The organism is Methylobacterium sp. Leaf117 (assembly GCF_001422985.1).
GTDB lineage: Bacteria > Pseudomonadota > Alphaproteobacteria > Rhizobiales > Beijerinckiaceae > Methylobacterium.
This window is the reverse complement of sequence record NZ_LMNL01000037.1, coordinates 245,968-271,024: the sequence shown is the minus strand read 5'-3', so window position 1 is coordinate 271,024 and position 25,057 is coordinate 245,968. Positions and strand designations below refer to the sequence as shown.

Genomic DNA, 25,057 nt, shown 5'->3' with positions numbered 1-25,057 from the left:
CGTCAGCGCTTCGTGGCGGCCTCGTAGTATTTCGGCTCGAACAGGCCCTCGAGGGGCACGTCCTTGTCGAGGGTGCCGATGGAGACCTGGTAGGCCTGCATCGCCTTGGTCGCGGCGATGATCTGGCGCGGGTCGGCGGTGAACTTCGCGGCCGGCGAGGTCAGCGCCTTGGTGATGGTGGCGATGTCGGTGATGCCCTTGCCGAGCGCCGCTTCCACCGGCTTGGCCGCGCGGGCCGGATCGCGCGTCAGGAGTTCGGTGGCGCGCATCACGGCCTTCACCAGGCCCTCCACCGCGGCCGGGTTCTTGTCGGCGAAGGCGCCGAACACGCCCACCACCGTGCCCGGCTGGTCCGGGAACATCTCGCCGCCGGTGGCGATCAGCTTGATGGCGGGGTTGCGCATCTGCACGATGGTCAGCGCCGGCTCGCGGATCGAGGCGCCGTCGACGGCCCCGGCCAGCATGGCCTGCTGGGTCGCGTCGATGCCCATCGGCACCACCTCGGCATTGGCCTTGTCGGCCTTCGCCACCTGCCAGAGCCAGTGCTGCAGGGTGGTGTTGGGCACCGAGCCCGGCGGCTGCGTGGCGAGGCGGGCGGGTTTGCCCTCCTTGGCCCGGAACTGCGCGAAGGCCTCGGCCTTGTCGGCGCCGTTCGCGAAGTAGGGGGCGAGCTTCGGGCCGGCCACGAACACCATCTCCTCGATGGCGGTGGCGGCCACCACCCGCACGTCGATGCCCTTGGTGCGGGCGACGGCCAGCGGCGCCACGCCGGCGACGTAGACGTCGATGGTGCCGGAGGCCAGGGCCTGGATCATGTTCGGGCCGGATTCGAAGGTGGTGAAGGTGGGGGCGAGGCCCGCCTCCTTGAGCCAGCCCTCGCCGTTGGCCACGAAGACCGGCGCCGCGCCGATCACCGGGATGACGCCGATGCGGACCGGCACGGGCGTGGCGGTCTGCGCCGCCGCCGGGGCGGCGGCGAGCAGGCCCGCTCCGGCGGCGAGGGACGCGGCAAAAGTCGCGGCGAGGGTCACGGTACGGCGGGTGGGGCGCATCGGGGGGTTCCGGTCAGGGACGGGCCGAACCCGGGCGCGCACGCGGCGGGACGGCGTGCGGCGGCGTGGGGCCGGCAAGGAGGATGCCGCGCAGTGGCATGCACGGGGCCGCAGCGCAAGAATCCGCTCCGGTCTCGACGTTCCAGCCCGGATGTTTGGCGTTTTCATCTCCGCGGAATGCTCGGGAGAGAAGATGAATCTCCCACCATCGAAGGGAAGCGGGCTGCCCGGCAAGGTCGGCAGCCCCTCGGATTCCCCCGCGTCGCCCGGTGATCTGTGCCGTTACGGGAACGCGTCCGGACTCACCCCGTTGTCACCCCGTCGCGGCACCGGCCGCCGACGTGAGATTGAGGGAACACCTGTTATGAGCCTCCTCGGCAGCATCGTCAGCAAGATCCTCCATCCCTTCGGCGGCGGAGATGCCCAGGCCAAGCCGTCGGAAGCGAACGCGCAGCCCTCCGCCGGCGGCTCGGATGCCCCCGCCTCGACCCCGACCAGCACCGGCGCCCCGGCCGGCGGCCCCGTCGACGTCGAGCAGGTGCTCAACGGCATGGCGGCGAAGAATTCGCAGAGCCTGAACTGGCGCACCTCGATCGTCGACCTGATGAAGCTCCTCGACCTCGATTCGAGCCTCACCGCCCGCAAGCAGCTCGCCGACGAGCTGCACTACACCGGCGACAAGGAAGACTCGGCCACGATGAACGTCTGGCTGCACAAGCAGGTCATCAAGAAGCTGGAAGAGAATGGCGGCAAGGTGCCGGCCGACCTCAAGGATTAATTGGTCATCCGACGTTCGGCGCGGCCTGAATTGGGGGCCGCGCCCCAGGGGGCAGGGGACAGCGTTCCCTGCCCTTTTTTTGGGTCACCGCGTGCCGTGACGGGACGGATGGCTGCGTGATGGACGCGGCTTGATAAAGACGGTGTGGCTCGGTCGGAGGTTCGATCTGCGATCCGCGGCAGACCGGACGGAGCCTGCGCCCAGTGGCGCGCTGGCATTCTGGAGCGCCGCAGGTGAGTCTGGATCCGAAGGCGCGCGCCAACGGCGTGCAATCCAGAGCCGCCGAGAGTGCAAGACCTTGCAAAACCAGTGTTTCTGGATCCCGGACTCCGCTGCGCGGCCCCGGGATGACGCGGTGTTGCGCGTGGGTTTCCGATGAGCCGATCAGCCTGTGCAATCGCCCTGACTTGCGGCCGCGCGGCGCGATGATCCGGTCTCTGAGCGGGCGCAGCGCAAGCGTGACGATGAGACTGGGTCCTCACCCCTCCAGCCGCTGCCCCAGGCGCCCGGCGAGATCCTGGATGAACTGGAACGCGGTGCGGCCCGAGCGAGAGCCGCGGGTGGTGGCCCATTCGAGGGCCTCGGCCCGTACCCGGTCGGGCTCGGCCTTGAGGCCGTGGCGCGCCACGTAGGCGCGGATCATCGCCAGATACTCGTCCTGGCTGCACTTGTGGAAGCCGAGCCAGAGGCCGAAGCGGTCGGACAGCGAGACCTTCTCCTCCACCGCCTCGCCGGGGTTGATCGCCGTGGAGCGCTCGTTCTCTACCATGTCCCGGGCCAGCAGGTGGCGCCGGTTCGAAGTGGCGTAGAACAGCACGTTCTCGGGGCGCCCCTCGATGCCGCCGTCCAGCGCCGTCTTCAGGGACTTGTACGAGGTGTCGTCGCCGTCGAAGGAGAGGTCGTCGCAGAAGACGATCCAGCGATGGGCGTCGGCCCGGAGGGTCGCCATCAGGTCGGGCAGCGCCTCGATGTCCTCGCGGTGGATCTCGACGAGCTTCAGGGGCAGGGCGCCGTCGGCGCGGGCCGCGTTGATGGCCGCATGCGCCGCCTTGACCAGCGACGACTTGCCCATGCCGCGCGCGCCCCACAGCAGCGCGTTGTTGGCCGGCAGGCCGGCGGCGAACAGCCTCGTGTTCTCCACCAGGGTGTCGCGGGCCCGGTCGATGCCGGTGAGGAGCCCGATCGCCACCCGGTTGACCCGCGGCACCGGGATCAGCCGGCGCTCCGGCCCCCACAGGAAGGCATCCGCCGCCGTCAGGTCGACGGGGGCAGGGGGAACGGGGGCGGCGCGCTCCAGAGCGGCGGCGATCCGCTCGAGGACGGGCAGGACCGCGGCGAGGGTCGCGGCACCGGCGGGAAGCGTGTCGGCGGGAAGCGTGGCGGCGGGAGGCGTGGCGGTCATGGGGGCTCCTCGAACGGGCTGGAAGCGGGCGGAGATCGCGGAAGATCCGGTCCTTTACGGCGCCGGGCCATCGGCATGAACCCGATAAATCGCGCGGCGGACGGCCCCTTTCGGGGGCTCGACCCATTCGCCTCACCCGGGCGGCGTTGCTTTCACTTAGTCCCTGGCTATAGTCCGCGCGCTTTTTGACAAGCCCGGACGCCCCCTCGACGAGGGTCTGGCGGACCCGGCCCTATCCTTGAGGAGTCACCCGCTTGATCACCCCCGCCTTCGCGCAAGGGGCCGTTTCGGCCGCTGGCGGAGCGGACATCGCCTTGCAGGTGGTGCCGTTCGTCCTCATCTTCGTCATCATGTACTTCCTGATCCTCCGCCCGCAGCAGCGCCGCGTGAAGGAGCATCAGAACATGGTCAAGAACGTGCGCCGCGACGACACCGTCGTGACCACCGGCGGCATTGTCGGCCGCGTCACCAAGGTCGCCGACGAGGCCTCGGAGATCGAGGTCGAGATCGCCCCCAACGTCCGCGTCAAGGTCGTGCGCGCGATGATCTCCGAAGTCCGCGTCAAGGGCGCGCCGGTCAAGGCCGCCTGACGGCTCAAGACCCGCGATGCGCGCCGCCCTCGGCCCGCATCGCCACTGAACCCACGGACACAGGACGGTACCGGCGGATGCTGCGCTTCTCGAGAACTAAGATCGTCACGACGCTGGCCGTCATCCTGATCGGCCTCAGCCTCGCCGTGCCGAGCTTCTTCTCGCCCGAGCAGCGCAAGGGCTTCATGGCCTCGCTGCCGGGCTGGTTCCCGAGCTGGATCGTGCCCCAGCGCGCCATCGTGCTGGGCCTCGATCTCCAGGGCGGCTCGCAGCTGCTGCTGGAGGTCGACCAGAACGAACTCGTCGCCTCGCAGGCCAAGGCCCTGCGCGACGACGTCCGCCGCATCCTCCAGCAGGAGAGCGTGCGGGCCGAGGGCGGCATCCAGCTCCTGCCGCGCGGCGTCCAGGTCCGCGTCACCGACGCGGCCGCCCGCGCCAAGCTGCTGCCCAAGCTGCGCGAACTCGCCCAGCCGATCGCCAACCCCCTCGTGGGCCAGGGCGCCGGGCGCACCCTCGACATCGCCGAGCAGCCCGATGGCCTGATCCGCATGACCCTCACCGAGGCCGGCATCACCGAGCGCACCCGCCGCGCCGTGAGCCAGGGCATCGAGGTCATCCGCCGCCGCCTCGATTCCACCGGCACCACCGAGCCGTCGATCCAGCAGCAGGGGGCCGACCGCATCCTGATCCAGGTGCCGGGCGAGCAGAACCCGGAGCGCCTGGAGAAGCTCCTCGGCTCCACCGCCAAGCTCGAATTCCGCATGCTGGCCGATTCGCCCTCGGGTGACGTCGATCTGCTGCCATCCCGCGACGAGAAGGGGGCCCGGGTCCCGGTCGAGCGCCGGATCATGGCCGATGGCGGCGACCTCATCGACGCGCAGCCGGCCTTCGACCATCAGACCCAGGAGCCGATGGTCAGCTTCAAGTTCAACCTGAAAGGCGCCCAGCGCTTCGGCCAGGCGACCTCCGAGAATGTCGGCCGCCGCATGGCGATCGTGCTCGACAACGAGGTGGTCTCGGCCCCCCGCATCAACACGCCGATCACCGGCGGCTCCGGCCAGATCACCGGAAACTTCACGGTGCAGCAGGCCAACGACCTGTCGGTGCTGCTGCGGGCCGGCGCCCTGCCGGCCAAGTTCACCGTGGTCGAGCGCCGCGTGGTCGGCCCCGGCCTCGGCCGCGACTCGATCCAGGCCGGCAAGCTGGCGACCCTGGTGGCGGGCGCCCTCGTGGTCGTCTTCATGTTCGCCACCTACGGGGTGTTCGGCTTCTTCGCCAACATCGCCCTCATCGTCCATGTGGGCCTCATCCTCGGCCTGATGTCGGTGCTGGAGGCGACCATGACCCTGCCGGGCATCGCCGGCATCGTGCTCACCATCGGCACGGCGGTGGATTCCAACGTGCTGATCTACGAGCGCGTGCGCGAGGAGGTGCGGGCCGGGCGCTCCATCGTGTCGGCGCTCCAGGCCGGCTTCGACAAGGCCTTCGCCACCATCATCGATTCGAACTCGACCATGGCGATCGCCGCCCTGATCCTGTTCTTCCTCGGCTCCGGCCCGGTGAAGGGCTTCGCCGTGGTGTTCATCCTCGGCATCCTCACCACGGTCATCACCGCCGTGACCCTGACCCGCATGATGATCGCCCTGTGGTACAACATGGCCCGGCCCAAAGCCCTTCCGTTCTAGACGCCCTGCCGTTCCAAAGGCTCTGCCGTTCTAAAAGTCTGGCCGTTCTGAACTTCGCTGTCCGTCCGTTCACTGCTTGCAAAGGGAGGTCGATCCGGTTTTCGCGTGATCCGCACGGTCGTCACGTCACCGCGTCATCCCGGGGCCGCGAAGCGGAGTCCGGGATCCAGACGCACCGACGCGGCAGGACCGGCGCCATCCGTGGTTCTGGATTCCGGGTTCGCCTTCGGCGCCCCGGAATGACGCCGAGCCCGGGGCAGCGTGTGCGATCATCGGGCCTCCGTTCGACCTCATCGCCGAAAGACCGATCATGCGCCTGCTCCGCCTCTGGCCCGACGAGTCGCACGTCGACTTCATGCGCTTCCGGCGCTTCACCTTCCCGCTCTCGGCCTTCATGTCGGTGGCGACGGTGGTGCTGTTCCTGACGGTGGGGCTGAATTTCGGCATCGACTTCAAGGGCGGCACCCTGGTGGAGCTGCAGGCGAAGTCGAAGACGGCCGATGTCGGCACCGTCCGCCATACGGCGAACGGCTTCGGCTTCGGCGAGACCGAGGTGCAGGAACTCGGCGGCGAGGGCACGGTGCTGGTGCGCTTCCCGCTCCAGCCGGGCGAGCAGGGCCAGACCGCCGTGATGCAGAAGGCGCATGCCGCCTTCGACGCCGATTACGAGTTCCGCCGCACCGAGACCGTGGGGCCGCGCGTCTCGGGCGAGCTCGTGCAGTCCGGCACCATCGGCGTCGTGCTCTCGGTGCTGGCCGTGCTGTTCTACCTCTGGTTCCGTTTCGAGCGGGAGCTGGCTCTGGGCGCCATCGTGGGCACGCTGCACGACATCGTGCTGACGCTCGGCGTCTTCGTCATCACCCGCATCGAGTTCAACATGACCTCGATCGCCGCGATCCTCACCATCGTGGGCTACTCGCTCAACGAGACCGTGGTGGTGTTCGACCGGACCCGCGAGCTGATGCGGCGCTACAAGACCATTCCGACGGTGGAACTCCTCAACCTCTCGATCAACTCCACCATGTCCCGCACGGTGATGACCGCGACCTCGGCCTTCCTGTCGCTGCTGGCCCTGGTGCTGTTCGGCGGCGAGGCGATCAAGGGCTTCGCCATCGTGATGCTGGCGGGCGTGGTGATCTGCACCTACTCGGCGATCTTCGTCTCGACGCCGGTGCTGATCTATCTCGGCCTGATGCTCTCGGGCGTGAAGGCGCAGGCCCGTCCGACCGGCGGGAACGGCCCCACCGGCGGGCGCCTGCCCCAGGCGGCGGAGTAGGGAGCGGCCATGGCGTCCTCCGGCAGCCTGCACGACGGCTTCGTTCCCGGGCGCCACCTGATCGACGCCTACGGCAATGGCGGCTTCCGCTTCGCCGAGATGTCGCATCGCGGCTCGATCCTGGTCACGCCCTCGGGCATCCGGGCCTGGGACGTGACCGAGCCCCGCGGCATCGACCGCAATGCCCTGCGGCCGATTCTCGCCGAGGCGGGAGCGGTGGACCTGCTCCTCGTCGGAACCGGGCTCGACATCGCGCCTTTCCCTGATGCGCTCCGGCGCTGGCTCAAGGAGGGTGGCATCGGACTCGACGTGATGCAGACCGGCGCGGCGGCGCGCACCTACAACATCCTCATGGCGGAGAACCGCAAGGTCGCCGCCGCCCTGATCGCGGTCGCGTGAGGGGGGCCGGGACATGACCGAGTCCGACACCCGCGCCGCCACGGCGGAGGGCAACCTCGCCTTCGCGTTCCAGCATTGCGAGGCCCTGGTGCGGGAGGGCGACCCCGACCGCTACTTCGCCACCCTCTTCGCGCCGGCGAGCGCCCGGCCCCACCTCTTCGCCCTCATCGCCTTCAGCCTCACCGTCGCGCGGGTCCGCGAGGCCGCCTCCAACCCGATGGCCGGCGAGATCCGCCTGCAATGGTGGCGCGACGCCCTCCAGGGCGAGGCGCGCGGCGACGTGAAGGCCAACCCGGTCGCCGCGGCCCTCGACGATGCCATCGTGCGGCGCAAGCTCGGGCGCCAGCCCTTCGTCGATCTGATCGATGCCCGGGTCTTCGACCTCTACGAGGACCCGATGCCCCGGGTGAACGATCTTGAGGGCTATTGCGGCGAGACCGTCTCGTCCCTGATCCGGCTCGGCGCCCTCGTCCTGTGCGACGGGGTCGAGCCCGGCGGGGCCGCCGCCGCCGGTCATGCCGGCGTGGCCTACGGGGTCACCGGCCTGCTGCGGGCCCTGCCGTGGCACGCCCGCTCCGGCCAGGTCTACCTGCCGGCCGACATCCTCAAGACCTATGGCGTCACCCGCGAGGACATCGTCACCGGACGCGGCGGCCCCGGGCTCCTGCGCGCCGCCGCCGACCTGCGGGCCCTGGCGCGCAGCCATCTCAAGGCCTACGAGGCGGCCCGCGCCACCATCGCGCCGGCGGCGCGTCCCGCCTTCCTGCCGGTGGCCCTGGTCGAGCCCTACCTCGCCGCCATGGAGCGGCCGGGCTACGATCCCCTCAACACCGTGATCGAGATTCCGCGCTGGCGCCGCCTGTGGGCGCTCTGGCGCGCCTCCCGGCGCGGCTGAAGCCCGGCCGGCTCCTGTCCGGCCGGCGCATGACAAAGGGCGCCCCCCGAAGGGACCGCCCCATGATGGAGAAAGGGCGGCCCCCGAAGGGACCGCCCCAGGATGGCTTCGAAGAAAGGTCCGCGTCAGCGGGCCTTTTTCGTCAGCTTCTCGGCGATCTCGAACATCTCCTCGGGCGCGTAGTCCGGGGTGAAGGCCGAGGGGACGCCGGTGAGCTGGTGGATCTTGCCGCCTTCGGGCATGCCCTCGACGACGCTGAGCTCGCCCGGCGGATCACCCGGGAGCGCCATCTCGCCATTGCCCCAGATGCCGGCCATCTCGGTGTAGTCGCCGGGGCTGAAGGTGTAGAGCCGGCGATGCGACCCCTCCTGCAGGTACTTCTGGCACTCGGGGATCTTGTCGAGGTTGATGTTCGGGGTCGGCAGGAACTTCTCGATCTCGACGCCGGTGATCTTCTTCAGCGCCAGGGCGTAGGCATGGGCGTGGACCGAGCCGCGCACCAGAAGGTATCCGCACACTTCGCGGCCCGTCGGGTCCTTCAGGGTCTCGTAGACCCGCAGCTTGTGCAGGCGGGCGCCGCATTCGAGATGGAAGTTGTGCAGCAGGTCGACCACGACGTTGCCCGTGGTGGTGATGAAGTCGTTGTTCCAGGAGGCGCCGTTGCTGTTGACCGGGGTCACGCCGCCGCCGTTCGACAGGAAGGCGGCCGCGAGCCGGATATCCTTCATGTCTTCGAAGGGCGCCTTCGAGATGTCGCCGCCGTCCTTGGCGTCGCCGTCGTTGTCGGGGCCGTTGTTGAGCATCGCCACGCCGTTGCTGACGAGCTCCACGTGGCCGAGTTCTTCGGCCGTGATGGCGGCAACCAAGCTATAAAACGGGCGTAGCTTGGATTTGCTGCGGAAATTGAAACTCTGGAACATGTAATTTCCCAGAGTCGACATCTCACCATACTTGCCGCCGAGGAGTTCCTGTAGGGCCGCAGCCGCGTTGGGATCTTTCCGCTTCGGGGCGGGAAGCTCGGCCTGTAGCTTGTCGACGCGCATAAACATAGATTAAATCTCCGGTTCCGGTCGCTCGGGGTCTCGACCGGGAACGGGTCGTCGGAGGGGCATGTTCCCCTCGGGCACCACGATGATGTGCGGCTCGGTGTCCTAAATCGGGGCAACATTTGTCAGCCCCGTCGCGCCGCGCGCTGATATCCGCATGCAACACCCTCTGAATACATGATTAACCGCGTTGAGCCCGCCGAACTGCTCTGCTAGCAACGAAGCAAGGCCCGGCGGGAGATCGGGCTGCCCTGGAGGAGTACGGCGCCCGTGAACACAGTGACCACCTGGAATCAGGTCTACGATCCGTTCGGAAGTCCCTGGCTCTCGACCCTGGCGGCCTCGCTGCCGGTCATCGCCCTCCTCGGCATGATCGCGAGCGGCAAGGTGCAGGCACATATCGCCGCCGTGCTCTCCCTCGTGCTGGCCTTCTGTGTCGCCGTCTTCCTGTTCGGCATGCCGGCGGATCTGGCCACCCGCGCCTCCGCCTACGGCGTGGCGCTCGGCCTGTTCCCCATCGGCTGGATCATCCTGAACGTCATCTTCCTCTATCGCCTGACGGTGGAGAAGGGCTGGTTCGCGACCCTGCAGCAATCGGTGGCGGGCATCACCACGGACCGGCGCATCCAGCTCCTGCTGGTGGCCTTCGCCTTCGGCGCCTTCTTCGAGGGCGCGGGCGGCTTCGGCACCCCGGTGGCGGTGACGGGCGCGATCCTGATCGGCCTCGGCTTCTCGCCGCTGGCGGCGTCGGGCCTCTCGCTCATCGCCAACACGGCGCCGGTGGCCTACGGCGCCCTCGGCGCGCCCATCCAGGGCCTCGCCTCGGTGACGGGCTACGATCCCTACATCCTCGGCGCCATGATCGGCCGGCAGCTGCCGTTCTTCTCGATCATCGTGCCGTTCTGGCTGATCTGGGTGTTCGCGGGCTTCCGCGGCATGATCAAGATCTGGCCGCCGATCCTGGTCTGCGGCGGTTCGTTCGCGGCGGCCCAGTTCCTGATCTCGAACTACGTGAACCCCTGGATCGTCGACATCGGCGCCTCCCTCATCTCGATGGCCGCCCTGGTGGCCTTCCTCAAGGTCTGGCAGCCGAAGGAGATCTGGACCTCCCCGGCGCTGCGCGGCAACGACCCGTCGATCGGCTACGTCAACGGGGGCCGTCCGGTCTCCCTCGGCGCCGCCGTGCCCGGCGACCTGCCGAAGGTCGATCTGGGCGGCCGCACCGCGACCTCCCGCGAGATCATGATGGCCTGGGTTCCGTGGATCATCCTCTCGGTGATCGTGGCGATCTGGGGCACCGGCTGGTTCAAGGGCATCGTCAACCCGCTCTTCACCTGGAAGTACGAGGTCCCGGGCCTGCACAACGTCATCATGAAGGTGCCGCCGGTGGTGGCCAAGGCGCACCCGGAAGCGGCCGTCTTCTCCTTCACCTACATGTCCTACACCGGCACCGGCGTGCTCTTCGCCGCGATCATCTCCGGCCTGATCATGCGCTTCTCGCCCTGGCGCCTGGTGACGGCCTACCTCGAGACGATCTGGGTCCTGCGCTACTCGCTCATCACCATCGCGGCGATGCTGGCCCTCGGCGTGCTCACCCGCTACGCCGGCGTCGACGCCACCCTGGGTCTCGCCTTCGCGGGCACCGGCATCCTCTACCCGTTCTTCGGCACGCTGCTCGGCTGGCTCGGCGTCGCCCTGACCGGTTCGGACACGGCCTCGAACGTGCTCTTCGGCGGCCTGCAGAAGATCACCTCGGAGCAGCTCGGCCTGTCGGGCATCCTCATGGCCTCGGCGAACTCGTCGGGCGGCGTGATGGGCAAGATGATCGACGCCCAGTCGATCGTCGTCGCCTCCACCGCCACCGGCTATTTCGGCCAGGAGGGCAAGATCCTGCGCTTCGTGTTCTGGCACTCGATCGTGCTGGCCTGCCTCGTCGGCTGCCTGGTGATGCTGCAGGCCTACGTGCATCCCTTCAGCGCGATGGTGATCCACCCCTAGGCGTCACCCGCCCGACACCCTGACGACAGAGCCCGCCCCGGAAATGTCCGGGGCGGGTTTTTTTCATGCCGGTGCCCGCCCCGGAAATGTCCGGGCGGGTTTTTTCCATGCCGGTACCTGCCCCGGAGACGATCCGGGGCAGGTTTTTCGGTGAGGGTACCCGGCGGCGCGCGATGCCGCTTGTGTCCCGGGCCGCGCGGGCGCAAATCCGGGGCATGTTCTTCCGCAAGCTCGCCTCGCGCTACAGCCTCGCGAACCTCAAGCCCGTCGAGACGGCCCGGCTGCGGCTCGCGCCGCTGGTGCCGTCCGATGCCGAGGCCGTGCGGGCGCTGACCGACGACCCGGCCATCACCGGCGTGGTCGATTTCCTGCCGACGCCCTTCACCCTCCAGGACGCGCGCCGGCTGATCGGCCCGGCCAAGGTGACCAAGGATTGCTTCCTCGGGGCACGGCTGCGGTCGGACGGCGCCCTCGCGGCGGTGATCGGCCTGCACCTGCGCGGCGACCATGCCGCCGAGGTCGGCTACTGGGTGGGTGGCGCGGCCCGGGGGCAGGGGCTCGGCACCGAGGCGGTCACCGCCGCCGTGGGCCTGCTGCGGGAGCGCTTCCCCCATCGCTTCATCATCGCCCAGTGCCGTCCCGAAAACGCGGCCTCGGCCGGTCTCCTGCGCAAGGTCGGATTCCGCGACACCGGCGATGCGGGCGAATTGCCCGGACGCCGGATCTTCACGTTCGCGCCGGCGTGACGGGGGCGGAAGCGAGCGGAGCGGACGTGACCGGGGCCGGCAGATCCGACGCCCTCCGGCGATAGATGATGAGCGTGGCGAGGAGTCCGCAGGCGCCGCCGAGGGCGAGCCACAGGCCGGGCGCCGCCTTGTTGCCCGTCTCCGCGATGAGCCAGGTGGCGATCAGCGGCGTCATCCCGCCGAACAGCGCGGTCGCCAGGGAATAGGCCAGGGAGAACCCGGCCGTGCGCACCTCCGGCGGCACGATTTCGGTGAGCGCCACCACCATGGCGCCGTTGTAGCCGCCATAGAGGAAGGACAGCCACAGCAGCACCGCCAGCATGGTCTCGAAGCTCGGATGCGCCACGAGCCAGGCCAGCGCCGGGTAGGCGGTGACGAGGGTCAGCCCCGAGAACAGCAGCAGGATCGGACGCCGCCCGATCCGGTCGGAGAGCGCCCCCATCACGGGGAGCCAGAACAGGTTCGAGACCGCGACGCAGAAGGTGACGATCAGGCTGTCGGTGTCGGAGAGCCGGAGGACGTTCTTGCCGAAAGTCGGCGTGTAGACCGTGATCGCGTAGAACGCGATCGTGGTCATGGCCACCATCAGCATCCCGAGCCCGACGATCCGCCAGTTGCGGGCCAGGGTCCGCAGCACCGCGCCCACCGGCGGGTGGACCTTGCGGGCGCGGAAGGCGGAGGTCTCCTGCAGCGAGCGCCGGATGTAGAACAGGAACGGCACCAGGAGGCAGCCGATCAGGAAAGGGATGCGCCAGCCCCAAGCGCCCATCTCGGCCGGCATCAACAGGCGGTTGAGGGCGTAGCCGATGGCGGCCGCCGCCATGATCGCCACCTGCTGGCTGCCCGATTGCCAGGCGACGTAGAAGCCCTGGCGGCCGGGCGGCGCCAGTTCGGCGAGGTAGACCGAGACGCCGCCGAGTTCGACACCGGCGGAGAAGCCCTGGAGCAGGCGGCCGATCAGCACCAGGACCGGCGCCGCGAGGCCGATGCTGGCGTAATCGGGCACCAGGGCGATCAGGATGGTGCCCGCGGCCATGATCGACAGGGTGACGATCAGGCCCTTGCGGCGGCCGACCCGGTCGACATAGGCCCCGAGCAGCACGGCTCCGAGGGGCCGCATGAGGAAGCCGGCCCCGAAGGTCATGAAGGTCAGCATCAGCGCGGCGACGTCGCTCTCGCTCGGGAAGAACGCCTTGGCGATGTCGGTGGCGTAGAACCCGAAGGCGAAGAAGTCGAACATCTCCAGGAAGTTGCCGCTCGTCACCCGCAGGACGGTAGAGGCCCGGGAGCCGCCCTGGTCGTGATCCGGATGGCTCGCCATCGGAGGTCCTTGCCTGATACGCCCGGCCCTGGGCCGTTCATCCCAGGGTGGGCATGTTTTTTCGCGAGCGCTAGGGCCGGCGGGGGATATAGCGGATTCAAGGCTGTTTGGGTGTTGCGGGCAGGGAGAGGGCGGGGGGGATCCGCGACGTCGCCCTCCCGCCTAGTGGCGGGGCGACTACAAATGCCGATTCGCTCGTCGGAGGCCCACGCGCAGAACTTCGTCATCCCGGGGCCGCGCAGCGGAGCCCGGGATCCAGAAACGTAAGGGGTGCAAGACTTTACACCATCGGCGGCTCTGGATTCCGGGCTCGCCTGCGGCGCCCCGGAATGACGACGCGCCACCATATGCGATCGCCCTGCCTGAAAGGAGAGGCGACCCTCCCTTCCCGCGCAACGTGCGAAGTTCGTCATCCCACAGGGAGCACGCGGCAGTCTGAGAGTTGCCGGGGCGTCGACCCACCCGCCCCCCGTCCTACTCGGCCGCGATCCGCGCTGCGCCCTGTCCCATCCAGGCCGCCAGGTCGGCGCGGGCCCGGTCGGTCAGCGCCTTCTTCTTGGCCACCGCCTTCTCCGGCCCCTTCAGGCGCTTGCCGCCTTCGCCCTTCGGGGCGTGATCGAGGGGCGGGAACAGGCCGAAATTCACGTTCATCGGCTGGAACGAGCGCGGGGTGCCGACGTCCTCGGCCGCGATGTGGCCGCCGGTGATGTGGCCGATCAGGGCGCCGAGTGCCGTGGTGGCGGGCAGCGGTTCGAGGGTGTGGCCCTGCGCCTCGGCGACCGCGAAGCGGCCGGCCATCAGCCCGATGGCGGCGCTCTCGACATAGCCCTCGCAGCCGGTGATCTGGCCGGCGAAGCGCAAGCTCGGCCGCGCCCTCAGCCGCAGGGTCGCGTCGAGGAGGCGGGGGCTGTCGAGATAGGTGTTGCGGTGGAGGCCGCCGAGCCGCGCGAACTCGGCGTTCTCGAGGCCGGGAATCGTGCGGAACACCCGGACCTGCTCGGAATAGGTCAGCTTCGTCTGGAAGCCGACCATGTTGTAGAGCGTGCCGAGCGCGTTGTCCTGGCGCAGCTGGACGATGGCGCAGGCCTTCACGGTGGGGTCGTGCGGGTTGGTGAGGCCGACCGGCTTCATCGGGCCGTGGCGCAGGGTCTCGGGGCCGCGCTCGGCCATGACCTCGATCGGCAGGCAGCCGTCGAAGTAGGGGGTCGAGGCCTCCCACTCCTTGAACCCGATTTTTTCACCCTCGACGAGCGCCTGGATGAACCGGTCGTACTGCTCGCGGTTCATCGGGCAGTTGATGTAGTCGGCGCCGGTGCCGCCGGGCCCGACCTTGTCGTAGCGCGACTGGAACCAGGCCTTGCCCATGTCGATCGAGTCGCGGTGCACGATGGGGGCGATCGCGTCGAAGAAGGCCAGAGACTCGGCGCCGGTCAGTTCGCGGATGCCCTGCGCCAGCGACGGGGCGGTGAGGGGACCGGTGGCGATGATGGTGCGGCCCCAGGACTCGGGCGGCAGGCCTTCGACCTCCTCGCGCACGATGGTGATGCGCGGATGCGCCTCGATCGCGGCGGTGACGGCCCTGGCGAACCCCTCGCGGTCGACGGCGAGCGCCCCGCCGGCCGGGACCTGATGCGCGTCGGCCGCGCGCAGGATCAGCGAACCGAGGGTCCGCATCTCCTGGTGCAGGAGCCCGACCGCGTTGCCGTTGGCGTCGTCCGAGCGGAACGAGTTCGAGCACACCAGTTCGGCGAAGTCGGAGCCGTGATGGGCCTCGGTGCCCCGCACCGGGCGCATCTCGTGGAGCACCACGTCGTGGCCGCTCTCGGCGATCTGCCAGGCGGCCTCCGACCCGGCGAGGCCGCCGCCGACGATATGGATGGGCAAGGAGTCCGCGCTGTCCGTCATCGCCACGGGATAGACCCGCCCGACCCTCGGATCAATGGAGCTGGGGGGAGGCCAAAAAGCGCTCGCGGTCGGAGGAGGTCACCGAGAGCTTGAGCGGCTTGCCGTCGCGCTGGATCGTCAGGGGCACCCGCACCCCGGCCTCGCCGAGCGCCCAGACCTGACGGAAGAAGCCCGCGAGGTCGGCCACCGGCTCGCCCGCCACCGCCACGATGACGTCGCCCGGGCGCAGGTCCGCCGCCTCGGCCGGGCCATCGTCGGCGAGCCCCATCACCACCACGGCCTCCTCGCCGTCGCTGGCGTAGAGGCCGAGCCAGGGGCGCACCGGCCGGTCGACCCGCCCGCGGGTGGTGAGGTCGTCGAGGATCGGCGGCAGCAGGTCGATCGGCACGATCATGTTGATGGTCTTCGGCCCGGCCGTGCTGCCCTGCTGCAATTGCAGCGAGCCGATGCCGAGGAGGGACCCGTCCGGCCCGATCAGCGCGGCGCCGCCCCAGTGCGGGTGCGAGGGCGCGGTGAACAGGGCCTCGTCGAGGACGTATTCCCAGTAGCCGGCGAATTCCTGGCGGGCGACGATCTCGACCGCGAGGCTGCGCGCGCGTCCGCCGACCCCGGCCATCACCGCCCGGTCGCCGATCTTGACGGGTGCAGAGCGCCCGAGCTTCAGCGGCTTGATCCTGAGGTCCCCCAGCGCCTGGACGAGGCCGAAGCCGGTCACCGCGTCGAAGCCGACCACGTGGCCGGGCACGGAGCGCCCGTCATGGGTGGTGAGCCAGACGGACTCGGCCTCCGTCACCAGGTACCCGATGGTGAGGACGAGGCCGTCCTCGCCGATGACGACGCCGTTGCCGGCTCGCTCGGTGCCGAGGGTCTCGGCGGTGAAGGCCTCCGGCGGCACCCGCGTCGAGAGCGCCACGATGGCGGTGAGCGCCTGCTCGAGGTCGTAGCCGTAATCGGCGGCCTTGGGCTGGGCGGATGCGGGAATCTTCCAGTCTCCGGGCGAGGCCATGGGAGCGTCTTTCCTGCCGTCGTGTCGTGTCGATGAGACCGGAGATAGGTCGCCGGCTCGAATTTCGACAGTCTGGAGCGACGTTGCAACCGCTCAATGCGCGGCGCGCAGCACCTTTCCGGGATTCAGCAGCCCCTGCGGGTCGAGGGCCTGCTTGATCCGGCGGGCCAGCGCCATCTCCTCCGGGCGCCGGTGGCGGACGAGTTCGTCGACCCGGTACTGCCCGATGCCGTGCTCGGCGGAGATGCTGCCCCCGAATCGCGCCACCGCGTCGTGGACAATGCGGTTGATGGCCTCCGGGCCGTGCTCGGGGCCGATGAGCACGTTGTAGTGGATGTTGCCGTCGCCCATGTGGCCGAAGATGTTCGGCCGGGTGCCGGGCGCGCCCGCACGCAGCGCCGCGCCCGCCGCCGCCAGGAAGTCCGGGATCGCCGGGATCGGCACCGAGACGTCGTGCTTGACGCTCTTGCCGGCCCGGGCCTCGGCCTCGGTGATGTACTCGCGCAGGGCCCAGAGGCCGGCCGCCTGCGGGCCGGATTCGGCCAGCACCCCGTCGGTGGCGTCGCCCCGCTCCAGGGCCTCGCCCAGCAGCGTCTCCACCGCCTCGCGCAGGCCGGGCAGGCTCGAACCCGCCTCCATCAGCACGGTCCAGTCCGCGGCGGCGATGGGGCTCGCCAGGCCGGCATGCTCGGCCACCAGCGCCAGGGACTCGCCCGCGATCAGCTCGAAGGCCTGGATGGTGTCGCCCAGCGCGTCCTGGGCCGCGCGCAGGAGGCGCAGGGCGGCGGCCGGGTCCGGCACCGCCAGGAGCGCCGTGGCGGTGTGGCGCGGGCGCGGCACGAGGCGCAGGATCGCGGCCGTGACGATGCCCAGCGTGCCCTCGCTGCCGATGAAGAGCTGCTTCCAGTCGTAGCCCGCATTGTCCTTGCGCAGGGCGCGCAGTCCGTCGACCACGGTCCCGTCGGCCAGCACCACCTCGAGCCCGAGGACGAGGTTGCGGGTCATGCCGTAGCGCACGACGTTGATGCCGCCCGCGTTGGTGGCGATGATGCCGCCCAGCATGGCCGAGCCCTCCGCCGCGAGGCTGACGGGCAGGAGCCGGCCCTGCGCCTCCGCCGCGTCCTGCGCCACCTTGAGGATGCAGCCGGCCTCCGCCTCCAGGGTGAGGCCGAGGGGATCGACCTGGCGGATCGCGCTCATGCGGGCGAGCGAGAGCACCACCTGGCCGCCGGAGGCGTCCGGGGTTGCGCCGCCCGCAAGGCCGGTATGTCCCCCCTGGGGCACCACCGCGACGCCGGCCGCGTGGCAGGCCGCCATCACGGCCGAGACCTCGGCGGTGGTGGCGGGGCGCGCCACCGCCGCCGGCCGGCCCGGGAACAGGCCCCGCCAATCGACCGCGTAGGGCGCGAGATCGTCCGCGGCGGTGAGCAGACCGCCCCGGCCGAGGCAGGAATCCAGCCGGCCGAGGAGATCGGCGGGCAGGGTGGTCGGGCTCATCAGCAGGCTCATGGGCGGCCTCCTCGTGCGGGGGCCCGGGCCGGGCCGCCTGTCCGAAAACGGGTCGCCCCGGCATCCCGACGGCGGCGGCCCGGGTCAAGGGGGCGGCCTGACAATCGCCGCCGATGCTCAAGGCCGGGCCTTGACCGTCCCGGCGAACTGGCCTCTCACACGGCCCATTCGGGCGCTGGCGCCACGGGCCCGACCGCGTCGCGCGGCCCGACGGGTCCGGCGTCCCATCCGCCCGACACGGGCGCGAGATCCGAGAAGAACACGACCATGGCCGAACGACTCTCCTTCCCGAAGGACAAGATCCGCGTCCTGCTGCTCGAAGGCATCAACGACAGCGCCGCCGAGCTCTTCGCCGCCGCCGGCTACACCAACGTCGTGCGGGTGGCCAAGGCCCTGGACCGCGAGGCCCTGCACGAGGCCCTGAAGGGCACCCACATCCTCGGCATCCGCTCGCGCACGCAGCTCGACGCGGCGGCCCTGGCCCATGGCGAGCGCCTGCTGGCGGTGGGCTGCTTCTCGGTGGGCACCAACCAGGTCGATCTCGAGGCCGCGCGCCACCGCGGCATCCCGGTCTTCAACGCGCCCTACTCCAACACCCGCTCGGTGGCCGAGCTCGTCATCGGCGAGATCGTGATGCTGCTGCGCCGGATCGTGCCGCGCTCGGTGGGCGCCCATGCGGGCGCGTGGGACAAGTCGGCCACGGGCTCGCAGGAGGTGCGCGGCAAGACGCTGGGCATCGTCGGCTACGGCAATATCGGCTCGCAGCTCTCGACCCTGGCCGAGGCGATGGGCATGCGGGTGGTGTTCTACGACCAGACCGACAAGCTGCGCCACGGCAACACCGAGCCCACCGACAGCCTGGAGACCCTGCTGGCCCAGAGCGACGTGGTCTCCCTCCACGTGCCGGAGACGCCCGAGACCCACAACATGATCGGCGAGGCCGAGATCCGGGCGATGAAGCCCGGCGCCTTCCTGATCAACAACGCCCGCGGCACCGTGGTGGATCTCGACGCCCTGGCCGGTGCCCTGCGCGACGGCCACCTGCGGGGGGCCGCCGTCGACGTGTTCCCGGTGGAGCCGGGCTCCAACCAGGAGCGCTTCGTCAGCCCGCTCCAGGGCCTGCCCAACGTGATCCTGACGCCGCATATCGGCGGCTCGACGGAGGAGGCGCAGGAGCGCATCGGCTCGGAGGTGGCGCGCAAGCTCGTCGATTATTCCGATATCGGCTCGACGGTGGGCACCGTGAACTTCCCGCAGGTGCAGCTGCCCGCCCGCCCCACCGGCACGCGCCTGATCCACGTCCAGCGCAACATCCCGGGCATGCTGGGGCGCCTCAACGACACCTTCGCCCGGCGCGGGGTCAACATCGCGGCGCAGTTCTACCAGACCGACGGCGAGGTCGGTTACGTGGTGGTGGAGACCGACGTGACCGATGCCGACGCCGAGAGCCTGCTGGAGGAGATCCGGGCGCTCGACGGCACGATCCGGGCGCGTCTGCTCTACGAGCGCCGCTGACGGCGAGGCCGTTTCGCCCGGCCGGACCGAATATCCCCATCGATCGCGCGGTCGGCGACGGCGTCCGGTGGCGCGCGGCGCCGACCTCGATTAACTGATGCGGGCGCGATTGTGCGGATCGCACCGAATCGATCCGAGGCCGCGCCGTCGTGCAGGGGACAACCCGCGCCCGGGAAGAGGATGCCCAGCCGTTGCGTGCCAGCCCCCTGCGTGATGGTGCCGTCGCGGACGATCCCTCGCGCACCGACGTCGCCCTCGCGGACCTGATCGCCGATATCGCCCGGCGCGACGCAACCGCCCTGCGGACCCTCTATGATCGGACGGCGCCGAAACTTTTGGGGGTGATCCTGCGTATCCAGACCGATCGCGGCATGGCCGAGGACGTGCTGCAGGAGGTGTATCTGCGGGTCTGGCAGAAGGCCGCCTCCTACAGCCCGGCGGCCGGGCGACCCCTGGCCTGGCTGTGCTCCATCGCGCGCAACCGCGCCATCGACGGGGTGCGGCGGCGCCAGGAGGTCCAGGGGCCGGTCACCGAGGACGGGGAGGATTGGGTGGAGCGTCTGGTCGATCCCCACGACAGCGAGGGCACGATCCTGGGACGCGATGCCCTGCGGGCCTGTCTCGGCCGGCTCGAGGCGATGCACCGCGACTGCATCGTGCTGGCCTATTGCGAGGGCCAGTCCCGCGAGGACCTCGCCCTGCGCTACGACCGGCCCGTGAGCACCATCAAGACTTGGCTGCATCGCGGTCTCGCGACCCTGCGCGGCTGCCTGGACGGTGTCGCATGACCCCCGATCCGGACGAGCGCGACCTGCGCCTCGCCGAGTACGTGCTCGGCACCCTGCCGCCGGCCGAACGGGCCGCGGTGGACCTCGAACTCGCGGTCGACCCGACCGCCCGGGCGGCGCGGGAGGCTTGGGAGCGTCGCCTGGCGCCCCTCGCCCTCGCGGCGCCCGAGGTTCCGCCGGGGCCGGAGGTGTGGCCGGCGATCGCCCGGGCCGTGGCCGGCGATGGGGCGGGACACCGCGCCGCCGCCGCAAACGACGACCGCATCGGCGCCCTGCAGGGCGCGGTGTGGCGCTGGCGCCTCGCCGCCGGCACGGCGGCCGCCCTGGCGGCCGGGCTGGCCCTGTTCATCGCCGTGGGCGAGCCGCGCCCGGGCGATGGGGACGGGCGCTACATCGCCGTGGTCAACAGCGGCGGCGAGGCCCCCGCGCTCCTTGTCAGCATCGACACCCGGGCCGGGACCGCTCGCGTACGCCCGGTCGGCGCGCAGGCGCCCGCGGGGCACAGCCTCGAACTCTGGTATGTCGGCGCGGGAGAACCCCCGAAGACCCTCGGGCTCGTCGGATCGGACGCGAAGGGCCTGATTCTGCCGGCCAAGGCCGACGCCCTGGCGGGCGGCACCTTCGCGGTCTCGGTCGAGCCGGAGGGGGGCTCTCCCACCGGTCTCCCGACCGGGCCGGTGGTGTATTCGGGCAAGCTGATTCGCGAATAGGCCTGATCCGCGAGGCGGCGCCGGCGACCCGGAGGGACCGGTCGCCCGGCCTCACCCCAGCAGCTTGTCCAGGGTGATCGGGATGTCGCGCACCCGCACGCCGGTGGCGTGCCAGACCGCGTTGGCGATGGCGCCGGCGGTGCCGGTGATGCCGATCTCGCCGACCCCCTTGATGCCCAGCGGGTTCACGTGCGGATCGTGTTCCTCCACCAGGATCGCCTCCATCGCGGGCACGTCGGCATTCACCGGGATGTGGTACTCGGCCAGGTTCCCGTTCATCACCCGGCCCGAGCGCGGATCGAGCACCGCGTGCTCGTGCAGGGCCAGGGACACGCCCCAGATCATGCCGCCGTAATACTGGCTGCGCACGAGGTGCGGGTTGACGATGCGCCCGGCCGCGAAGGCGCCGACGAGGCGCGTCACCCGGATCTGGCCCAAGTCCGGATCGACCTTCACCTCCGCGTAGACCGCCCCGTGCGCGTGCATTGCGTAGGCTTTTCGCGAGGCGGGGTCGCCCGCGCCCTGGCCCTTGGCCTCGACCGAGGCCTTGCCGGCTCGGCCCAGGATTTCGGAAAAGGCTTCCGAGCGGGCGGGGTCGTCGTTGCGGGCGAGGCGTCCGTCGCGGGCGGTGACGCCGGCATTGCCGGCGCCGTAGAGGGGCGAGGCCGGGTCGTTGACGGCCAGGTCCGCGAGTTCGGCGATCGCCGCCTGCGCGGCGTTGTGGACCGCCGTGCCGCCCGTGGCGGTGCCGGTGGAGCCGCCCGCCAGCCCGCCGTTCGGCAGGTTCGAGTCGCCGATGCGCAGCTCGACCTGGGCGATGGGCAGTCCGAGACCGTCGGCGCCGATCTGCGCCAGCACCGTCCAGGCACCCTGGCCCATGTCCTGGGCGGCGGTCTCGATCAGGGCCGTGCCATCGGCCCGGATCGTGGCCCGGGCCTCGCCCTGCATCATCCCGGCCGGGTAGGTGGCGGTGCCGAGCCCCCAGCCCACCAGCAGCCCGTCGGCGTCGCGCATCTGGCGCGGCTGGCGCGGGCGCGCGGCCCAGCCGAAGCGCGCCGCGCCTTGGGCGTAGCATTCGCGCAGCGCCTTCGAGGAGAACGGCCGATGGGTGATCGGCTCGACCTCGGCGTAGTTACGCAGGCGAATCTCGAGCGGATCGAGGTCGAGTTCGAGCGCCAGCTCGTCCAGCGCGCTCTCCACCGCGACGCTGCCCGAGGCTTCGCCGGGAGCCCGCATGAAGATCGGGGTGCCGATATCGGCCCGGGAGACCGCGTGCGTGGTCGCGATCGCGCCCGCCGCGTAGAGGTGGCGCGAGAGGATGCCGGAGGGCTCGACGAAGTCGTCGTGCCGGCTCGTCAGGGTCAGGGTGTGGTGGTCGAGGGCCGTGAGCGTCCCGTTCCGCGATGCGCCGAGCCTCAGGGTCTGGCGGGTGGCGGCGCGGTGGCCGACCGGGCCGAACATCTGCTCGCGCCGCGTCACCAGCTTGACCGGGCGTCCCACCATCTTGGCCGCCATGATCCCGAGGATCTGCGGCGCGGCGATGAAGCCCTTCGAGCCGAAGCCGCCGCCGAGATAGTGGCAGACCACTTGGATGTTCTCCGGCGGGATGCCGAACAGGTCGGCGATCCGGCCCTTGGCGATCCAGAGGGCCTGGGTCGGGGTGTGGAGGGTCAGGCGGTCGCCGTCCCATTCCGCCACGCAGGAATGGGGTTCGAGGGCGTTGTGATACTGCGCCGCCGTGTCGTAGGTGGCCGCGATCCGCGTCTCCGCCGCCGCCAGGCCGGCGGCCAGATCGCCGGACCCCTCGTCGGTGGCCGAGCCGGCCCCGATGGTGTCGGGGCTGAAGATCTCGCCGGCTCCGAGGGTGACGCTGACCGGCTCCGCCTCGTAGCGGGGCGCCAGCAGGGCGGCACCCTCGGTGGCCGCTTCCAGCGTCTCGGCGATCACCACCGCGATGGGCTGGTTGGCGTAGCGCACGCCGTCGTTCTGCAGCAGGTCGAGGCGGAAGGTGAACGGATTGTCCTTCTGGTCCGGCGACTTGGCGAGCGCCGGCGCGTTCTCCGGCGTCATCACGGCGATCACGCCGGGATGGGCCTGCGCCGCCGCGATGTCGCGATGCGTGACCCGCCCGCGCGCGATCGAACTCACCGCCATCACCGCGTGGGCCAAGCCCTCGGGCTTGAAATCCGCGCTGTAGCGGGCCGCACCCGTGACCTTGTCGGGGCCGTCGCGCCGGGTGAGCGGCTGGCCGATGGAGGCGCCGTGGCGCTGACGCTCAGGCATGGGCGGAGACTCCGGCCGAAGGGGTGGCGAAGGGACTGGCCGGGAGCGCGGGCACGCGGTCCGGGGTGCCGGCAACGGCCAGGGTGAGGGCGCGCACGACGATGCGGCGGGCAAGCTCGATCTTGTAGGCGTTGTCGCCCGAGGGTTTGGCGTCGGCCAGAGCGGCCTCGGCCGCCCTGGCGAAAATCTCGGGCGTGGGGGCCGCGCCGGCGAGCAGGTGTTCCGCCTCGCGGGCGCGCCAGGGCTTCAGGGCGACGCTGCCGAGGGCGATGCGGCCTTCCGCGATCCGGTCCCCGTCGAGGCGCAGGCCGACGGCCGCCGACACCACCGCGAAGGCATAGGAGGTGCGCTCGCGGACCTTGAGGTAGCGGCTGTGGCCGGCGAAGGTTTCGGCCTCTGCCGGCAGGGTGACGGCGACGACGAGGTCGCCGGGCTCCAGCACCGTCTCGCGCTCCGGGTGGTCGCCCGGCAGGCGGTGGAACGCGTCCAGGGGCACGCTGCGGGGACCGGCCGGCCCCTCGATCTCCACGACGGCGTCGAGGGCGGCCAGCGGCACGCAGAAATCCGACGGGTGGGTGGCGATGCAGTGCTGGCTCCAGCCGAGCACCGCGTGGGCACGGGTGACGCCGCCCTGCGCGTCGCAGCCGGTGCCGGGGTCGCGCTTGTTGCAGGCGCTGGCGGTGTCGGTGAAATACGCGCAGCGGGTCCGCTGCAGCACGTTGCCGGCGGTGGTGGCGGCGTTGCGGAGCTGGCCCGAGGCCCCCGAGAGCAGGGCTTCGGCGAGCGCCGGGTAGCGCCGGGCGATGACCGGATCGTGCGCCAGGGTGGCGTTGCGCACCAGGGCGCCGATCCGTGTCGTGCCGTTGGCGCGGCGCTCGATCCGGTCGAGGCCGGGCAGCCGGGTGATGTCCACGAGGGTGTCGGGGCGGGTGACGCCGCCCTTCATCAGGTCGACGAGGTTGGTGCCGGCGGCGAGGTAGGCGGCACCGGGCCGGCCGGCGGCCGCGACCGCCTCGGCGATGCTGGACGGGCGGAGATAGTCGAAGGCCTTCACGCCGCATCCTCCGCGATCTGGCGGCCGGGCAGGACGTCCGGCCCTGTCATCTGCGCGTGGGCCATCAGCACGGCTTGCGTGATGCCCGCATAGGCGCCGCAGCGGCAGAGATTCCCGCTCATGCCCTCGCGCACCCGCTCGGGGTCGCCCCCGGTCTGGCCCTCCTGGATCAGGCCGACCGCACTGAGGATCTGGCCCGGCGTGCAGAAGCCGCACTGGAAGCCGTCATGCTCCAGGAAGGCGGCCTGGACGGGATGCAGGGCCTCGTTCTGCGCCAATCCCTCGATGGTGGTGATCGCCGCACCGTCGTGGCTGACGGCCAGCGCCAGGCAGGAATTCACCCGCACCCCGTCGATCAGGATGGTGCAGGCCCCGCACTGGCCCCGGTCGCAGCCCTTCTTGGCCCCGGTGAGGTCGAGGCGCTCGCGCAGCAGATCGAGGAGGGTGACCCGCGCATCCTCCAGGACGATGCTGCGGGCCGTGCCGTTCACGGTCAGCGTGATGGGAAAGCTCATGCCGGGCTGTCTCCGCCGTGGCCTGTCTGGAACCGATCCAGATAGAACCGCCGGGGTTCCCGACCAGGGGGCGTGGTCAGGCGAGCGTGGTCAAGGGAGGCGCTGTCAGCGCGGGGCCGGCTTCCCCTGAGCCTCTTTGCTCTCGGTCTCCTTGCGCTTCAGGATCGCCTGCATCTGCGCGATCTCGGTGTCCTGGGCCTTGACGATGCTCTCGGCCAGCGCGCGCACTTCCGGATCCTTGGAGTATTGCAGGGCGACCCGGGCCATGGCGATGGCGCCGGCATGATGCGGAATCATGCCGGCGGCGAAGTCGCGGTCGACGTCGCCGGAATAGCGGATCTCCATGTCGCCGTGCATCCGCATGGCGGCGTCCTGGAACGCCTTGGTGGAGGGCGAGACCCCAGTCCCGGCCTTGGCCCCGGCCTTAACCGCGCCGGCCGGCTTTGCCGGGTGGGCGTGGCCCGGCGTGCCGTGGGCGTGGTCGTGCCCGTCGTCGTGATGATGATCCTCGTGGGCCGGGGCGGTGCCCGCCAGGGCGAGGAGGGCGAGGGCGGCGAGGACGGCAGTCGCGGTCTTCATGGGGT

22 protein-coding genes are annotated in these 25,057 nt (G+C 70.7%); 11 read left to right on the top strand and 11 right to left on the bottom strand.

Going from position 1 to position 25,057, the window contains the following annotated elements; genetic code table 11:
• Positions 1 to 2: 2 nt before the first annotated feature.
• On the bottom strand, positions 3 to 1,052 hold the full coding sequence (locus tag ASF57_RS21520) for an ABC transporter substrate-binding protein (protein ID WP_056487182.1): 1,050 nt from the start codon (positions 1,050 to 1,052) through the stop codon (positions 3 to 5).
• Positions 1,053 to 1,416: 364 nt separating this feature from the next.
• On the opposite strand from ASF57_RS21520, the gene ASF57_RS21515 reads away from it, so the two are divergent.
• Entirely contained in the window at positions 1,417 to 1,830 is a 414-nt protein-coding gene (locus ASF57_RS21515) for a DUF3597 domain-containing protein (RefSeq protein ID WP_055949101.1), read from the top strand.
• 478 nt (positions 1,831 to 2,308) lie between these two features.
• On the opposite strand, the gene ASF57_RS21510 is transcribed toward ASF57_RS21515, so the two are convergent.
• Positions 2,309 to 3,232, bottom strand: a complete 924-nt coding sequence (locus ASF57_RS21510; RefSeq protein WP_056487178.1) for an ATP-binding protein — start codon at positions 3,230 to 3,232, stop codon at positions 2,309 to 2,311.
• 254 nt (positions 3,233 to 3,486) lie between these two features.
• On the opposite strand from ASF57_RS21510, the gene yajC reads away from it, so the two are divergent.
• From yajC to ASF57_RS21485, 5 genes are all read left to right on the top strand, one after another.
• Positions 3,487 to 3,822: a preprotein translocase subunit YajC gene (gene yajC, locus ASF57_RS21505; protein ID WP_056181245.1), complete on the top strand. Its 336-nt coding sequence runs from the start codon at positions 3,487 to 3,489 to the stop codon at positions 3,820 to 3,822.
• Between the two features lie 77 nt (positions 3,823 to 3,899).
• Positions 3,900 to 5,507, top strand: a complete 1,608-nt coding sequence (gene secD, locus ASF57_RS21500) for a protein translocase subunit SecD (RefSeq protein WP_056181249.1) — start codon at positions 3,900 to 3,902, stop codon at positions 5,505 to 5,507.
• A 310-nt stretch (positions 5,508 to 5,817) separates the two neighbouring features.
• On the top strand, positions 5,818 to 6,783 hold the full coding sequence (secF, locus tag ASF57_RS21495) for a protein translocase subunit SecF (RefSeq protein WP_056487175.1): 966 nt from the start codon (positions 5,818 to 5,820) through the stop codon (positions 6,781 to 6,783).
• Positions 6,784 to 6,792: 9 nt separating this feature from the next.
• Positions 6,793 to 7,182: an MTH938/NDUFAF3 family protein gene (locus ASF57_RS21490; protein ID WP_056181253.1), complete on the top strand. Its 390-nt coding sequence runs from the start codon at positions 6,793 to 6,795 to the stop codon at positions 7,180 to 7,182.
• A gap of 13 nt (positions 7,183 to 7,195) precedes the next feature.
• On the top strand, positions 7,196 to 8,077 hold the full coding sequence (locus tag ASF57_RS21485) for a phytoene/squalene synthase family protein (protein ID WP_056181256.1): 882 nt from the start codon (positions 7,196 to 7,198) through the stop codon (positions 8,075 to 8,077).
• 125 nt (positions 8,078 to 8,202) lie between these two features.
• Here ASF57_RS21485 and ASF57_RS21480 read toward each other — a convergent pair whose 3' ends face one another.
• Positions 8,203 to 9,126 carry a manganese catalase family protein gene (locus tag ASF57_RS21480; RefSeq protein WP_056181259.1) on the bottom strand — a complete coding sequence of 308 codons (924 nt, stop codon included), beginning with the start codon at positions 9,124 to 9,126 and terminating at the stop codon, positions 8,203 to 8,205.
• A 276-nt stretch (positions 9,127 to 9,402) separates the two neighbouring features.
• On the opposite strand from ASF57_RS21480, the gene ASF57_RS21475 reads away from it, so the two are divergent.
• Entirely contained in the window at positions 9,403 to 11,121 is a 1,719-nt protein-coding gene (locus ASF57_RS21475; RefSeq protein WP_056181313.1) for an L-lactate permease, read from the top strand.
• Between the two features lie 215 nt (positions 11,122 to 11,336).
• Positions 11,337 to 11,867, top strand: coding sequence for a GNAT family N-acetyltransferase (locus tag ASF57_RS21470; protein ID WP_056181316.1), 531 nt, complete (start codon positions 11,337 to 11,339; stop codon positions 11,865 to 11,867).
• Here the strand turns inward: ASF57_RS21470 and ASF57_RS21465 are convergent.
• From ASF57_RS21465 to ASF57_RS21450, 4 genes are all read right to left on the bottom strand, one after another.
• Entirely contained in the window at positions 11,848 to 13,188 is a 1,341-nt protein-coding gene (locus tag ASF57_RS21465; RefSeq protein ID WP_056487172.1) for an MFS transporter, read from the bottom strand. The genes ASF57_RS21470 and ASF57_RS21465 overlap by 20 nt on opposite strands.
• A 474-nt stretch (positions 13,189 to 13,662) precedes the next feature.
• The gene (gene trmFO, locus ASF57_RS21460) at positions 13,663 to 15,093 is read right to left on the bottom strand and encodes a methylenetetrahydrofolate--tRNA-(uracil(54)-C(5))-methyltransferase (FADH(2)-oxidizing) TrmFO (protein ID WP_056184935.1); all 1,431 of its coding nucleotides are present in this window, start codon (positions 15,091 to 15,093) and stop codon (positions 13,663 to 13,665) included.
• A 31-nt stretch (positions 15,094 to 15,124) separates the two neighbouring features.
• Positions 15,125 to 16,099, bottom strand: a complete 975-nt coding sequence (locus tag ASF57_RS21455) for a S1C family serine protease (protein WP_056184932.1) — start codon at positions 16,097 to 16,099, stop codon at positions 15,125 to 15,127.
• A gap of 93 nt (positions 16,100 to 16,192) precedes the next feature.
• Complete coding sequence (locus tag ASF57_RS21450) at positions 16,193 to 17,596, bottom strand: FAD-binding oxidoreductase (RefSeq protein ID WP_056487511.1); 1,404 nt, start codon at positions 17,594 to 17,596, stop codon at positions 16,193 to 16,195.
• Positions 17,597 to 17,875: 279 nt separating this feature from the next.
• Here ASF57_RS21450 and serA point away from each other — a divergent pair, with 279 nt between their 5' ends.
• From serA to ASF57_RS21435, 3 genes are all read left to right on the top strand, one after another.
• Entirely contained in the window at positions 17,876 to 19,123 is a 1,248-nt protein-coding gene (serA, locus tag ASF57_RS21445) for a phosphoglycerate dehydrogenase (RefSeq protein WP_056184929.1), read from the top strand.
• A gap of 206 nt (positions 19,124 to 19,329) precedes the next feature.
• Entirely contained in the window at positions 19,330 to 19,911 is a 582-nt protein-coding gene (locus ASF57_RS21440; RefSeq protein ID WP_056487508.1) for a sigma-70 family RNA polymerase sigma factor, read from the top strand.
• Positions 19,908 to 20,621, top strand: a complete 714-nt coding sequence (locus ASF57_RS21435; protein ID WP_056487169.1) for an anti-sigma factor — start codon at positions 19,908 to 19,910, stop codon at positions 20,619 to 20,621. The genes ASF57_RS21440 and ASF57_RS21435 overlap by 4 nt, the downstream gene beginning before the upstream one ends.
• 51 nt (positions 20,622 to 20,672) lie before the next feature.
• Here ASF57_RS21435 and ASF57_RS21430 read toward each other — a convergent pair whose 3' ends face one another.
• The 4 genes from ASF57_RS21430 to ASF57_RS21415 form a co-directional block, all read right to left on the bottom strand.
• Complete coding sequence (locus tag ASF57_RS21430; RefSeq protein WP_056487166.1) at positions 20,673 to 22,904, bottom strand: xanthine dehydrogenase family protein molybdopterin-binding subunit; 2,232 nt, start codon at positions 22,902 to 22,904, stop codon at positions 20,673 to 20,675.
• Complete coding sequence (locus tag ASF57_RS21425) at positions 22,897 to 23,958, bottom strand: xanthine dehydrogenase family protein subunit M (protein ID WP_056487163.1); 1,062 nt, start codon at positions 23,956 to 23,958, stop codon at positions 22,897 to 22,899. The genes ASF57_RS21430 and ASF57_RS21425 overlap by 8 nt, the downstream gene beginning before the upstream one ends.
• A complete protein-coding gene (locus ASF57_RS21420) occupies positions 23,955 to 24,473 on the bottom strand; it encodes a (2Fe-2S)-binding protein (RefSeq protein ID WP_056487160.1) in 519 nt (172 codons plus the stop codon). Before ASF57_RS21420 ends, ASF57_RS21425 begins: the two co-directional genes overlap by 4 nt.
• 105 nt (positions 24,474 to 24,578) lie before the next feature.
• Positions 24,579 to 25,052, bottom strand: coding sequence for a DUF305 domain-containing protein (locus ASF57_RS21415; protein WP_056487157.1), 474 nt, complete (start codon positions 25,050 to 25,052; stop codon positions 24,579 to 24,581).
• Positions 25,053 to 25,057 lie beyond the last annotated feature (5 nt).